We start from the raw sequence: 12,513 nt of genomic DNA, 5'->3' as shown, positions 1-12,513 counted from the left end.
CAGGACTCGTGCATTTCTCGTATGAGTCCGTGCGCCGGAGACTGCGGGTATGTCGGTGACCCAGCCCCCGCTCCCGCCGCCGTTCGCCCGCCCGCGTCGCGCACCAGCCCGCGCGACGTGCTGCTCATGCTCACCGCCGCGGGCAGCACGCAGGTCGGTGCCGCCTGGGGCAGCCACGCGTTCTCGGCGATCGGTCCCGCCGGGGTGGTCGCGGTGCGCCAGCTCGTGGCCTCCGCGGTGCTGCTGCCGCTCACCCGACCGCAGGTCCGGCGGCTGACGCGGGCCCAGTGGCTGCGCGTCGTCTGGCTGGCGGCGATGTTCGCCGGGATGAACCTCGGGCTCTACGCCGCGGTCGAGCGGATCGGCCTCGGTCTCGCGGTGACCCTGGAGTTCCTCGGCCCGCTGGCGGTGGCGCTGCTCGGCTCCCGGTCGGCACGGGACCTCGCGCTCGCGGTCGCGGCCGGGATCGGGGTCTACGTCCTCGTGCTGCCCGGCCCGAGCAGCGACTACCTCGGCGTCGCCTTCGGTCTGGCTGCCGCGGCCTGCTGGGGCGGCTACATCCTCGCCAACCGCGCGGTCGGCGCGGCGCTGCCGGGGGTGCAGGGGACCGCGCTCGCGACCGCGGTCTCGGCGACGGCATACCTCCCGGTCCTGGTCTGGCTCAGCCTCACCGACCGCTTCACCACCGCGGCCTTCGGGTATGCCGTCGTCGCCGGCGTCCTGTCGACGGTCGTGCCCTACACCCTCGACCTGCTGGTGCTGAGGCGGGTGCCGGCCGGGGTCTTCGGCATCGCGATGAGCGCCCACCCGGTGCTCGCCGCGCTCGTCGGGGTCGTCCTGCTGGGCCAGCTGCTCGCGCTGCACGAGTGGGTCGGCATGGCGGTCATCGTCGTCGCCAACGCGGTGACCATGGCTGGTCGGGGGGCGCGGCCCGACCCGAGACCCCGTCCGGCTGCCCGTCGCTGACCCGTGGGGCATGCTGGTGCCTCACCTTGCGACCCATCGGTGCCCCGGGGCACGCATGGGTCGCGAGGTCAGGCACCAGGCTGGGCACAAGCGTGCTCAGCGGGGACGGAGGAGACGGATCGATGCGACCCCTGACCGACGAGGTCACTCTGCACATGGACGCCCCGCCCGAGCAGGTGTGGGCGCTGGTCAGCGATGTCGCCCGGATCGGGGAGTTCAGCCCGGAGACGGTGGCGGGGCGGTGGACCGGCGGCTCGACCGGCCCGGAGGTGGGCGCGACCTTCGCCGGGAAGGTGGTGCGCAACGGCGTGGGGCCGACCTACTGGTCCGCCTGCCGGGTGACCCGGTGCCAGCCGGAACGGCTCTTCGAGTTCTCGGTCGGCACCACGAAGGTCGTCGTCAACAACTGGGGCTACCGGCTGCAGCCGTCGGGGGAGGGCACCGAGGTCACGGAGTACTTCCGGCTCGAGCCGATCCTGCCGCTGCGGCTCTACTGGGCCGTGCTTGGCCGTGCCCGCGGCCGCACCAACGTCCGCGGCATGCGCACCACCCTGGAGCGGATGAAGGCAGTCGTCGAGGCCTGACCCGGTGAAGGTGCAGGGATGGTGCCTCACCTCCGCCGTCCGAGCGACGGACGTGAGGCACCGTCCCTGCACCAAGGCCGCTCAGCCCAGGATCTCGCGCAGCGCGGCGGCGAACTCCTCGGGCTTGCCCGCGGGCTGCCCGTAGACCTCGCCCATGTAGCCGCCGTGGTCACCGGGCACGACCACGGCCTCCTGGCCGAGCGCCTGCGCCACCGAGCGAGCGCCGCGGGTGGCGAAGGTCTCCCCGGACTCCTCACCGACGGCGACCACGAGCCGGTCGCCCAGGGCGCCGAGAGCCTCCAGGTCCGGCTCGTAGGCGTTGCAGGCGGGCAGGTTGCGGAAGAGCGCGTCGTCGCGGGACCCGTCGTCGCCGGCGGGCATACCGAAGGCGGCCGGGTCGGGCGTCGGCTGCTGCAGGTAGGAGTCGTCGATCGGGCCGAGCACCATGACCAGGGTGATGAACTTCGCCATCGCCGCCCCGTGGCCGTCGCGCTCGTAGGTCGCGCGCAGGTCCTCGCACGCGGCCAGCAGCGGCTCCCGGTCGGGCAGGTAGGTCGCCAGCGGCGGCTCGTGCGCGACGACCCGGCGCACGTCCTGCGGGTATGCCGCCGCGTGCGCCAGCGCGTTGACCGCGCCACCGCTGGAGGCGAAGACGTCCACCGGTCCGCCGCCCAGCGCCTCGACGACACGGTGCAGGTCGGCGGCGTGCCGCTCTGGGGTCAGCAGGTCGGTGGCGGTGGGGTTGCGACCCGCGCCACGCGGGTCGAGGGTCACGACCGGGCGGTCGTCGACCTGCTCGGCGAGCGCCTGGAAACCGACCGCGTCCATCGGCGAGCCGACGGCGAGCAGGACCGGGCGGTCCGGTGCGGCCCCGGCGAGGTCGCCGTGGACGTCGTAGGTGATGAGGTCGGCGCCCTCGCCGACGGTGCGGGTCTCGCTGCTGCGCTGTGCTGCGGTCATGGGTGCATCCTGCCGGTGTGTGGGACGTCGAGCGCGTCCTGTGCCGGGTGTGACACGCCTGCCGGCGCGGACTCATCGCTCGACGCGCACCGGCCCGGGACGGTTGACTGGGGCCATGAGCAGCGAGCAAGCGCAGACTGAGCAGCGCGTCGTCACCGCCAGCCGCGAGATCGAGGCACCGGCGGAGGTGATCTTCGAGCTCATCGCCGACCCGCGCCGCCAGCCGGAGTGGGACGGCAACGACAACCTCGACGAGGTGGTCGGCGGCGAGCGGATCCGGGCCGTGAGCGAGGTCTTCTCCATGCGGCTGACCAACGGCAAGGTGCGTGACAACCACGTCGTGGCCTTCGAGGAGGGCCGCCGGGTCGCGTGGCGTCCGGCGAGCGAGGGCCAGGACCCGGCCGGGCACGAGTGGGGCTGGCAGGTCGAGCCGCTGGGGGATGGTCGCAGCCGCGTCACCCACGTCTACGACTGGAGCGAGCTGACCGACGAGTCCCGCATGGACAAGGCGCGGAGCACGACCACCGACCACCTGCAGGCCTCGCTGGACCGGCTCGCGGAGGTGGCGGTCGCCCGCGGCTGAGGCCGACGGAGCAGCCCCGGGGCCGGAGCCGGGAGGACGGCGCACGACGGCGAGCGGGGGCGTCGCGGCGCGACGGTAGACTGGTGACGCCGCCGGCGGTGGGCGCCCGCCCGGACCGGACCAGCGGCATACCTCCCTGACACCACCGACGATCCTGCGAGGACTCGCCCTGTCCATGCTGCCTGCCCCCGCGCCCTCCACCACCAGCACCTCCGACCCGCACTCGGTGCGCGCCGCGCTGCGCTCGCCCGCCCGGCTGCGCACCGAGGTGCTCGCCGGCCTCGTCGTCGCCCTGGCCCTCATCCCCGAGGCGATCTCGTTCTCCGTCATCGCCGGGGTCGACCCGCGCGTCGGGCTCTTCGCGTCCTTCACGATGGCGGTGACGATCGCGATCGTCGGCGGCCGCCGGGCGATGATCTCCGCGGCCACCGGCGCGATCGCGCTGGTCATCGCACCGGTCGTCCGCGAGCACGGCCTCGACTACCTCATCGCGACCGTGCTGCTCGCCGGCGTGCTGCAGATCGTGCTCTCCCTGGCGGGCGTCGCCCGGCTCATGCGTTTCATCCCCCGGATGGTCATGGTCGGCTTCGTCAACGCGCTGGCCATCCTCATCTTCACCGCGCAGATCCCGCACCTGGTCGGCGTTCCCTGGCTGGTCTACCCCATGGTGGCCGCCGGCATCCTCGTCATGGTGGCGCTGCCCCGCGTCACGACGGCCGTGCCCGCCCCGCTGGTCGCGATCGTGGCGCTCACCACGCTCGCGCTCACCGCACGGATGGGGCTGCCGGACGTCGGCGACGAGGGGCAGCTGCCGGACAGCCTGCCCTCCTTCGTCGTCCCGGATGTCCCGCTCACCTGGGAGACGTTGCAGATCATCGCTCCGTATGCCCTAGCCATGGCGCTCGTCGGCCTCATGGAGTCGCTCATGACCGCCAAGCTCGTCGACGACATCACCGACACCGGGTCGGACAAGACCCGCGAGGGCTGGGGCCAGGGTGTCGCCAACGTCGTCACCGGCCTCTTCGGGGGCATGGGCGGCTGCGCGATGATCGGCCAGACGATGGTCAACGTCAAGGCCTCGGGCGCGCGCACCCGGATCTCGACGTTCCTCGCGGGTGTCTTCCTGCTGATCCTCGTCGTGGTCCTCGGCGACCTCGTCGCGTCCATCCCCATGGCCGCCCTCGTCGCGGTGATGATCATGGTCTCGGTCGCGACCTTCGACTGGCACAGCATCGCGCCGTCGACGCTGCGCCGGATGCCCAAGAGCGAGAACATCGTCATGATCGCGACCGTCGCCACCACCATCGCGACCCACAACCTGGCGATCGGTGTCGTCGTCGGCGTGCTCACCGCGATGGTCGTCTTCGCCCGTCGGGTGGCGCACTTCACGCAGGTGGTCAGTGTGCCGAACGACGACCCCGAGGTGGCGACCTACAAGGTCGTCGGCGAGCTCTTCTTCGCCTCGAGCAACGACCTGGTGCACCAGTTCGACTACGCCGGCGACCCGCGAAGCGTCGTCATCGACATGACCGACTCCCACATCTGGGACGCCTCGACCGTCGCGGCCCTGGACGCGATCGAGCGGAAGTATGCCGCGCACGGCACCACCGTCGACATCCGCGGCCTCAACGACTCCAGCCTCACCCGGCACCGGCAGCTCGCGGGGCACCTCGGCAGCATGTGATCAGCGGCGCGGTCGACAGGTCCGCCCGGCTCCGCGAGACTGAGGGGCGTCCGAGGTCCCTCAGGAGGTAGCCGCCGATGTCGTCGCCCACCCAGTCCCCGCCGGAGTCGCCGGCCGAGCCGACCGGCCCCGGGGGTGGGTGGTCGGCGATCCTCAAGCCGGTCTTCATCCCGGCCTCGGTCGTCATCTTCGGCCTCATCATCGCCACCATCGTCTTCGCCCGCTCCGCCGGCGACGCCCTGGAGAGCGCCACCACCTCGCTCAACACCGCCATCACCGACGGGGTGGGCTGGTGGTACGTCATCGCCGTCAACCTCTTCCTCGGCTTCGTCATCTACTGCGCGGTCTCCCGGGTGGGCCGGATCCGGCTCGGCCGCGACCACGAGCGGCCCGAGTTCGGGGTCGTCTCCTGGTTCCTCATGCTCTTCAGCGCGGGTATGGGGATCGGTCTGGTCTTCTTCGGTGTCGCCGAGCCGCTCTGGCACTACATCGCCCCGCCGGAGGCCTTCGGCAACGCGCCGGAGTCGATGGGTGCCGCGCAGGAGTCGGTCGGGCTGATGATGCTGCAGTGGGGGCTGCACCCGTGGGCGATCTACGCAGTGGTGGGTCTCGGGCTGGCCTACATGTCCTTCCGCCGTGGTCGCCCGCTCGCGGTGCGCTGGCTGCTCGAGCCGCTCATCGGGCGCGAGCGGGTCGAGGGCTGGATGGGGCATACCATCGACACCGTCGCGATCGTGGGCACCCTCTTCGGGGTCGCGACCTCCTTCGGCTTCGGCGTCAGCCAGATCCTCGGCGGGCTGGAGTTCCTCGGCTGGGCCGAGCGCTCGACCTGGCTCATCATCGGCCTCATCGGCGGCATCACCGCGGTCGCCGTGTGGTCGGTCGTGTCCGGCGTGCACAAGGGCCTGAAGTGGCTGTCGAACATCAACATGTCGGTGGCCGCCCTGATGGCCCTCACCGTCTTCGTCCTCGGCCCGACGATCTTCCTGCTCAAGGCCATCCCGCAGAACCTCGGGCAGTACCTCAGCCTGCTGCCCCAGACCGCCCTGCACGTCGGCCCGTTCTCCACCGACGGTTGGGAGGGCGCCTGGACCATCGCCTACTGGGGCTGGTGGACCAGCTGGGCGCCCTTCGTCGGCATGTTCATCGCCCGCATCTCGCGGGGCCGCACCATCCGCGAGTTCGTCCTCGGCGTCCTGCTCGCGCCGACGGCGGCGAGCCTGGTGTGGTTCACGATCTTCGGTGACGCGGCGATCCTCTTCCAGCGGGAGTCCGGCTCGCTGGCGACCGACGACGGCGAGGGCGGCCTGACGCTCAACAGCGACACCGCGCTGTTCCAGTTCTTCGAGTCAATGCCCGGTGCTCTCACCACCGTGCTGTCCGTCGTGGCGATGTGCGTCGTCATCCTCTTCTTCGTCACCTCCTCCGACTCCGGCTCGCTGGTCATCGACATGCTCGCCTCGGGCGGCAGCACCGAGACCCCCGTCACCACCCGGGTCTACTGGGCCGTGCTGGAGGGCGTCGCTGCGGCCGCCCTGCTCGTCGTGGGCGGTGACGTCGCCCTGACGGCACTGCAGACGTTGTCGATCTCGACCGCCGCACCCTTCTCGATCATCCTCGTCCTGGCGTGCGTCTCGCTGCTGCGGGCGTTCCGCCACGAGGTCGCCTCGATGCCGCACTACATGCAGGTCATGCCGAGCGGCACCCATGAGGAGTCCGACCTGGGCGAGGGCGGGCTGCAGCCGGCCACCCGGGGTCGTCGGCGCACCGTCCGCGAGGAGCTGGGGTCGGTGTCGTCCACCCTCGCCGGCTTCGAGCCGGACAGCACGCCGCACACCAACGGTGACGGTCGGGTCGTCTCCTACCGTCCGCTGAGCAGCAGTGAGGTCCGCATCGACGAACGCACCGGGCAGACCGAGGTGGAGCGGGTCGACGACCCGCTGGCCGGGGAGGTCTTCGACACCCCGGAGTTCACCTCGTCGCAGGAGTACCTCGACCAGGGCGGGTCGGCCCCGTCGCCGCAGGCCGATGAGGCGCAGGAGTCCGAGCCCGCAGCTCGGGGCGCCTCAGGCTGAGCCGGCGACCTCGCCCGGGTCGACCCAGGCGGTGAAGACCGGGAGGCGGTCCCACGGGCTGCCGTCGTGGAGCGCCACCGCCACGACGGCGTGCGGTCGGTCCAGGCGGACGTGGATCCGGCGGACCAGCACCTCCTGCTCCTGCGGCATCCCGGCCGCGCGGACCGCCATACCCGTCACCGCAGCCGCCTCGAAGCCGGTCGCGGTGTAGGCCGCGACCGCGCTCTGGCGGACCTCGCAGTCGGCCGGGCGCTCGGCGGGGAGCACGAACGCCTCGAGCGCCGCGGCCGCCGCCCCGAAGCCGGGGGCCGTGGTCAGGTCGTGGTCGCTCACGAGGCGCCACGGAGGCACCCAGCCGGTCCACTCCTCGATCACGTCCCGGAAGGAGGGGCGCGTCTCGCGGTGCTCGGTGACCGTCCAGGCGTGCCCGTCCCGGGTGACCTCGAGAGCGGCCGGGGCGCGCCGTGTGGTCATCCGCGCGGCCGCCTCGTGCGCGGCGGCGAGCACCTGCCCCCGCGGCACCTGCGGGTCGGCGATCACGCTGACGACCGCCAGCCCCGCGCCCATCGGTCGGCGCCCTCCTGGTCGGGCAGCGGCCCGTCCTCGACCCGGTCGGGCACCGACCACGCGGCGAAGTCCTCGGTGAGCCGCTCCGCGTCGGCCCAGTGCGCGACCGCCGCGGCGACCGCCGGGTGCGGGTCGTCCAGCAGCGCGGTGAGCGCCTCCACCGCCTCGTCGGCGGGCAGGCCGAGCGCTTCCTCGAGCGCAGCCGCGTCATCGGCCCGGGCCGGGCCGCTCCCGGCCACGAGGGCCAGGAGCAGCCAGGCGCCGAGCCCTGAGCACACGCCCGGCCCGGTGAGCACCTGCGCGTCGACCGCGACGGCATACCGGCGGACGGCGTCGACGACCCGGCTCGGATCTGCTCCCATCCCCCCCATCCTGGCACCCGTAGGCTCACGGTGTCGGACGTCAGGAGGAGGCAGCATGCGCAACCCGGTGCAGGACTATCTCGAGCAGATCGTGGCCCAGTGCGGCGACGCCGGGGGTGAGGTCGCGGGCTACATCCCCGAGCTCGCCGCGGCCGACCCCGATCGCTTCTCGCTGTGCCTCGCCACCGTCGACGGCCAGGTCTACGAGGTCGGCGAGAGCGACCACCGCTACAGCATCCAGTCGATGTCCAAGCCGTTCACGTATGCCCTCGGCCTGCACGACCAGGGGATCGAGGCCGTCGCGCGCAAGGTCGACGTCGAGCCCTCCGGCGACGCCTTCAACGAGATCAGCGTCTCCCCGGACACCGGGCGGCCGAAGAACCCGATGATCAACGCCGGGGCGATCACCGCCTCCTCGCTCGTCGCGGGCGACTCCGGGGACGAGCGGTTCGCGCGGGCGGTCGAGTGGTACGGCCGCTTCGCCGGGCGGGAGCTGGAGCTGGACTCCTCCATCTACTCCTCGGAGCTGGGCACCGCCCACCGCAACCGGGCGATCGCGCACATGCTGCGCGAGTTCGGGATCCTCGAGGGGGATCCCGAGGAGGTGCTCGACCAGTACGTCCGGCAGTGCTCGGTCGCCGTCGACACCCAGGACCTCGCGCTCATGGCGGCCACCCTCGCCAACGGGGGCCGGCAGCCGCGCACCGGGGAGCAGGTGCTGGACCCCGCGCTCGTGGAGCACGTGCTCTCGGTGATGACGACGTGCGGCATGTATGACGCCGCCGGAGACTGGGTGACGGCCGTCGGGATGCCGGCGAAGAGCGGGGTGAGCGGCGGGATCATCGGCGTGCTGCCGGGCCAGGTGGGGATCGCGGTCTTCTCGCCGCGGCTGGACCCGCACGGCAACAGCGCCCGCGGCGTCGCGCTCTTCGAACGGATGTCGACCGACATGGAGATGCACCTCATGCACGTCAGCCGGGGCTCGCGCAACGCCGTGCGGAGCAGCTACTCGCTGGCCAGCGCCCGCTCCAACACCCACTGGCAGGGTGCCGACGAGGAGGTGCTGGACCGGGTCGCGGACCGGGCGGTCGTCTACGAGCTGCACGGCGACCTGCTCTTCGCCGGGGCGGAGAAGATCGTGCGGACCGTCGTGGAGGACGCCCCCGAGCTCGCGGTCTTCGACTTCACGCACGTCAACGACATCGCCGACGTGAGCCGGCTGACTCTGCTCGCGCTGCGCGACCGGCTGCGTGAGGAGGGCAGCGAGGTGATCGCGGTCGACCCGAGCGGGGTGATCCCCGACCCGGCGGAGGGCACCGACGAGGCCTCGCCCCGGTTCACCGACCTGCCGTCGGCGATCGAGTGGTGCGAGCAGATGCTCATCCGCACCTACTGCGGCCCGCGCGAGGAGCCCGACCCGGTGGAGGACCACCCGCTCATGCGCGACCTCGACGAGACGGGGCGGGCCGCGCTGGATGCGGCGATGACCCGGCAGGTCGTGCCGGCGGGGGAGGTCGTGCTCGCGGAGGGCACCGACTTCGCCGGGATCCACGTCATCGTGCGTGGTCAGGCGGTGGCCCAGGACAGGGGGCCGGACGGCGAGGTGACGACGCTGGTCCAGCTGGGGCCGGGCACGTCCTTCGGCGAGCTGGCCCTCGGCACCCGGGACCGGCAGGAGACGACGATCCGGGCCGAGACGGAGCTGGAGCTGCTCGTGCTCTCGGCGGCGGACCTGGAGCGGATCACCGCCAAGGACCCGGCGGCGGCGCTGCAGATCTGGCGGGCGATCGCCCGCGACGGCTACCGCGTCGCCGACCGGGCGCTGCGCCGCAGCGCCGTGCGGGTGGGCTGAGGGCCCGGAACCCGGTGAGGGCCCGACCGGCCATCGCGTCGATATGTTGTCCACAGGATGTGCACATCCTGTGGAGAACGACACCGGTGTAACTCGCCGGTCGCGGGAGGCCGGACGCAGCGCGGCGCCCGGACCGGCATACCCTCCGGTGTGCCGTCGGGGAGCACGTCAGTGGTGACGCCCACCGATGCCTCGCCGCCCGGTCACGGGCCCGACCCACCGCGAGTCTCAGCACCCAGGGCACCACGATGCGGGGATATGTCCGGATGCCGGGGCTATGACCCCAGCATCTGAACATCTCTCCGCAGGCGGGGGACGGTGGGGCGAGAGTGCCTGGGGTGGCGAGCTGCGCGGGCCTGTGGACAGCCGCCGAGAAGGGCGTCCGGTTCGGGCATGCTGGGCCGATGCGGGGGGACATGGTGAATCTGCTGGACGGTCTGGGGCACGTCGCTGCCACGGCCAATCTGGCGGCGTTGGGGGTGGGGCCGCGCGAGACGCAGGCGATGGTCGCGGACGGGAGCCTGGTGCGGCTGCGTCGGGCCACCTTCGTCGCTGGACCGGTATGGCGGGCAACCGCGCCGTGGGCGCGTCACGAGCTGCGGGCGAGGGCGGTGCTGCGGGGGCTCGGCCCCGGCGCTGGGGTGGCGTTCGGCCTCCACAGCTCGCTGACCGTGCAGGGGGTGGGCGTCCACGGGGTCGATGACCGCGCTCACTTCTGCCGCACCGATGGTGGCCGCTCCTCGCAGGATGCCGTGATGGTCATGCACCGTCGGGTGCCCCGGGAGTTCCTCGTGGATCTCGAGTGGGGGCCCGCGGTGACGCTGGCCCTGGCGCCGTTGCAGGTGGCGGCCCGCTTCGGGGTCGAAGCAGGCTTGGTCAGCGCCGATGCGGTGCTGCGCGATCGGCGGGTCACCGTTGCGCAGCTGGAGGAGGCGTTGCCGGTCCTCGGTGGGGGTCGGGGCTATCTCTCCGCCGCCCGAACCGTGGCGCTGGCCTCGCCGTTGAGCGAGTCGGCCGGCGAGTCCCGTTGCCGCTGGGTGGTGCTGACCCTGGGCCTGCCGTTGCCGGAGCAGCAGGCGGAGATCGTCGACGGTGATGGCCGTTTCGTGGCTCGGGTCGACTTCCTCTACCGGGCCGAGAAGGTGGTCGTGGAGTTCGACGGGATGCAGAAGTACGACGACCCCGCAGCGCTCCGCCGCGAGAAGCTCCGGGAGGACCGCCTGCGGGAGCTGGGCTACGAGGTCGTCCGGCTGACCTGGGCCGACCTGGACGACCCTGCCGCCGTGGCCCGCAAGGTCAAGGGCGCCTTCGCGCGGGCCCGTGCCCGTCGCCGCTGAGGGTCGCCCCTCGCCACCCCTTGCGGCCGGGCGGCATACCTCGGATCTCACCCGTCTCGTGGGCACCACGCTGCGGAGGTATGCCCGTCCGCGGGGGTTATAGACCCCGCGGATGTGCACATCTCGGCGGGACGTGACGCGTGTGACCGCGGGGGCTCGTGGGTGAGCCTTACCAGGCTGGTGTCGCGTCTACCCTGGTGAGGCAGGCATACCTCCACCGGAAGCGAGCGATGGACCCACCGCAGCACAGCCGTGACGGCAGCGTCCACGTCACCGACGAGCGGATCAACACGATCTCCCACCTCGTCGGCTCCTGCTTCGCGCTGCTCGGCGGCGGGTTGCTCGTGGCGCAGGCCGGCGCCGAGGGCGACCCCTGGAAGGTCGTCGGGCTGTCGATCTACGCCGCGTCGCTGCTCACGCTGCTCGTGGCGAGCACGCTGCACCACGGGCTGGACCTCAGCGTGCGCACCAACGAGGTGCTGCGCACGCTCGACTACACCTCGGTCTTCTTCCTCATCGCCGGGACGGTGACGCCGCTGGTCCTGGTGCTGGACCGCACGGTCTTCGGCTGGACCGTCCTCGGCGCGGTCTGGCTGATCGCGGCGCTCGGCATCGCGGCCCGCTCGGTCTGGCGGGACCTGCCCAAGTGGGTCACGAACACGCTCTACATCGTGCTCGGCTGGATGCCCGTCGTGCTGGTCCTCGGCGGCCTCAGCCTGCCCCTGGGTGCGCTGGCGCTGATGGCGGCCGGCGGCGTCGTCTACAGCGTCGGCTTCGTCATCTTCATCCTCGAGCGGCCCAACCCGGTCCCGGGCGTCCTCGGTTTCCACGAGATCTGGCACGTCCTGGTCGTCATCGCCGCGGCGCTGCACTTCCTGCTCATGTACCTCTACGTCCTGTGACGCCCCGGCTCCGCACGGTCCGGCAGCACCGGGACGAGCGCGCCCACGTCCTCGTCCTGCACGGCGGCCAGCAGCACAGCACCGAGCCGACGAGCTGGCGCCAGCTCTCGGTCCTGCGGAGCCGCCTCTTCGCCTCCGCCATGGCGAGGGCCGGCGCCCGGCACCGGATCGGCGTCTCCTTCCTCCGGTATGCCCGGCGCGGCTGGAACGACGGCGCGCCGCTGCGGGACGCGGCCTGGGCGCTGGAGCGGGTCAGGGACGAGCACCCGGGCACACCGGTGGGGCTGCTCGGCTACTCGATGGGCGGCCGGGCTGCGCTGCGCCTGGCCGGCGAGGTCGACGCCCTCGTCACGGCGGCCGCCTGGGTGGAGGAGTCCGACCTGCTGCTGCTGCGCCCACCGGCCAGCGGGCGCGCGCTGCTCCTGCACGGCACGGAGGACCAGCTCACCTCGCCCGAGGGTTCGCTGCGCGCCGCCGAGCGGCTGCGTGAGCTGGGCGCGGAGGTCACCCTTCGTGCCGATCTCGCCGACACCCACGGCATGATGCGGCACCGGGTGACCTGGCACCGGCTGGCCACCGCTCACCTCGTCGACGCCCTCACGACATCGGCATGCGCGCCCGGAGGTCGCGAGGCAGACTGA

12 protein-coding genes are annotated in these 12,513 nt (G+C 72.5%); 9 read left to right on the top strand and 3 right to left on the bottom strand.

From position 1 onward, the window contains the following. Positions 1 to 21: 21 nt before the first annotated feature. Positions 22 to 966 carry an EamA family transporter gene (locus tag FU792_RS16220; protein ID WP_052327703.1) on the top strand — a complete coding sequence of 315 codons (945 nt, stop codon included), beginning with the start codon at positions 22 to 24 and terminating at the stop codon, positions 964 to 966. A 122-nt stretch (positions 967 to 1,088) separates the two neighbouring features. Next, positions 1,089 to 1,550 carry an SRPBCC family protein gene (locus FU792_RS16215; protein WP_149814902.1) on the top strand — a complete coding sequence of 154 codons (462 nt, stop codon included), beginning with the start codon at positions 1,089 to 1,091 and terminating at the stop codon, positions 1,548 to 1,550. A gap of 81 nt (positions 1,551 to 1,631) precedes the next feature. On the opposite strand, the gene FU792_RS16210 is transcribed toward FU792_RS16215, so the two are convergent. Continuing rightward, on the bottom strand, positions 1,632 to 2,510 hold the full coding sequence (locus tag FU792_RS16210) for an alpha/beta fold hydrolase (RefSeq protein WP_022923532.1): 879 nt from the start codon (positions 2,508 to 2,510) through the stop codon (positions 1,632 to 1,634). A 115-nt stretch (positions 2,511 to 2,625) separates the two neighbouring features. On the opposite strand from FU792_RS16210, the gene FU792_RS16205 reads away from it, so the two are divergent. From FU792_RS16205 to FU792_RS16195, 3 genes are all read left to right on the top strand, one after another. After that, a complete protein-coding gene (locus tag FU792_RS16205; RefSeq protein ID WP_022923533.1) occupies positions 2,626 to 3,093 on the top strand; it encodes an SRPBCC family protein in 468 nt (155 codons plus the stop codon). A gap of 175 nt (positions 3,094 to 3,268) precedes the next feature. Next, complete coding sequence (locus FU792_RS16200; RefSeq protein WP_022923534.1) at positions 3,269 to 4,777, top strand: SulP family inorganic anion transporter; 1,509 nt, start codon at positions 3,269 to 3,271, stop codon at positions 4,775 to 4,777. A 77-nt stretch (positions 4,778 to 4,854) separates the two neighbouring features. After that, a complete protein-coding gene (locus tag FU792_RS16195) occupies positions 4,855 to 6,852 on the top strand; it encodes a BCCT family transporter (protein WP_022923535.1) in 1,998 nt (665 codons plus the stop codon). On the opposite strand, the gene FU792_RS16190 is transcribed toward FU792_RS16195, so the two are convergent. Both FU792_RS16190 and FU792_RS16185 read right to left on the bottom strand, forming a co-directional pair. Next, entirely contained in the window at positions 6,844 to 7,419 is a 576-nt protein-coding gene (locus FU792_RS16190) for a hypothetical protein (RefSeq protein WP_022923536.1), read from the bottom strand. The genes FU792_RS16195 and FU792_RS16190 overlap by 9 nt on opposite strands. Next, positions 7,389 to 7,781 carry a hypothetical protein gene (locus FU792_RS16185; RefSeq protein ID WP_022923537.1) on the bottom strand — a complete coding sequence of 131 codons (393 nt, stop codon included), beginning with the start codon at positions 7,779 to 7,781 and terminating at the stop codon, positions 7,389 to 7,391. The genes FU792_RS16190 and FU792_RS16185 overlap by 31 nt, the downstream gene beginning before the upstream one ends. 55 nt (positions 7,782 to 7,836) lie before the next feature. On the opposite strand from FU792_RS16185, the gene glsA reads away from it, so the two are divergent. From glsA to FU792_RS16165, 4 genes are all read left to right on the top strand, one after another. Then, positions 7,837 to 9,633: a glutaminase A gene (gene glsA / locus FU792_RS16180; protein ID WP_022923538.1), complete on the top strand. Its 1,797-nt coding sequence runs from the start codon at positions 7,837 to 7,839 to the stop codon at positions 9,631 to 9,633. A 404-nt stretch (positions 9,634 to 10,037) separates the two neighbouring features. Beyond that, complete coding sequence (locus tag FU792_RS16175) at positions 10,038 to 10,970, top strand: DUF559 domain-containing protein (RefSeq protein WP_149814901.1); 933 nt, start codon at positions 10,038 to 10,040, stop codon at positions 10,968 to 10,970. Positions 10,971 to 11,200: 230 nt separating this feature from the next. Next, complete coding sequence (gene trhA, locus FU792_RS16170) at positions 11,201 to 11,872, top strand: PAQR family membrane homeostasis protein TrhA (RefSeq protein ID WP_022923540.1); 672 nt, start codon at positions 11,201 to 11,203, stop codon at positions 11,870 to 11,872. Further along, the gene (locus tag FU792_RS16165) at positions 11,869 to 12,513 is read left to right on the top strand and encodes an alpha/beta fold hydrolase (RefSeq protein ID WP_022923541.1); all 645 of its coding nucleotides are present in this window, start codon (positions 11,869 to 11,871) and stop codon (positions 12,511 to 12,513) included. Before trhA ends, FU792_RS16165 begins: the two co-directional genes overlap by 4 nt.

Origin of the sequence: Serinicoccus marinus DSM 15273, from assembly GCF_008386315.1 — a bacterium.
Taxonomy (GTDB): domain Bacteria; phylum Actinomycetota; class Actinomycetes; order Actinomycetales; family Dermatophilaceae; genus Ornithinicoccus; species Ornithinicoccus marinus.
The sequence above is the reverse complement of the archived record's forward strand: the minus strand, read 5'-3'. Positions and strand labels throughout refer to the sequence as shown.

Coding starts and splice junctions, on each gene's coding strand:
- FU792_RS16200 (WP_022923534.1), top strand. CDS start 3,269: ATGCTGCCTGCCCCCGCGCCCTCCACCACCAGCACCTCCGACCCGCAC.
- FU792_RS16185 (WP_022923537.1), bottom strand. CDS start 7,781: ATGGGAGCAGATCCGAGCCGGGTCGTCGACGCCGTCCGCCGGTATGCC.
- FU792_RS16215 (WP_149814902.1), top strand. CDS start 1,089: ATGCGACCCCTGACCGACGAGGTCACTCTGCACATGGACGCCCCGCCC.
- FU792_RS16175 (WP_149814901.1), top strand. CDS start 10,038: ATGCGGGGGGACATGGTGAATCTGCTGGACGGTCTGGGGCACGTCGCT.
- glsA (WP_022923538.1), top strand. CDS start 7,837: ATGCGCAACCCGGTGCAGGACTATCTCGAGCAGATCGTGGCCCAGTGC.
- FU792_RS16210 (WP_022923532.1), bottom strand. CDS start 2,510: ATGACCGCAGCACAGCGCAGCAGCGAGACCCGCACCGTCGGCGAGGGC.
- FU792_RS16190 (WP_022923536.1), bottom strand. CDS start 7,419: ATGGGCGCGGGGCTGGCGGTCGTCAGCGTGATCGCCGACCCGCAGGTG.
- FU792_RS16195 (WP_022923535.1), top strand. CDS start 4,855: ATGTCGTCGCCCACCCAGTCCCCGCCGGAGTCGCCGGCCGAGCCGACC.
- trhA (WP_022923540.1), top strand. CDS start 11,201: ATGGACCCACCGCAGCACAGCCGTGACGGCAGCGTCCACGTCACCGAC.
- FU792_RS16220 (WP_052327703.1), top strand. CDS start 22: ATGAGTCCGTGCGCCGGAGACTGCGGGTATGTCGGTGACCCAGCCCCC.
- FU792_RS16205 (WP_022923533.1), top strand. CDS start 2,626: ATGAGCAGCGAGCAAGCGCAGACTGAGCAGCGCGTCGTCACCGCCAGC.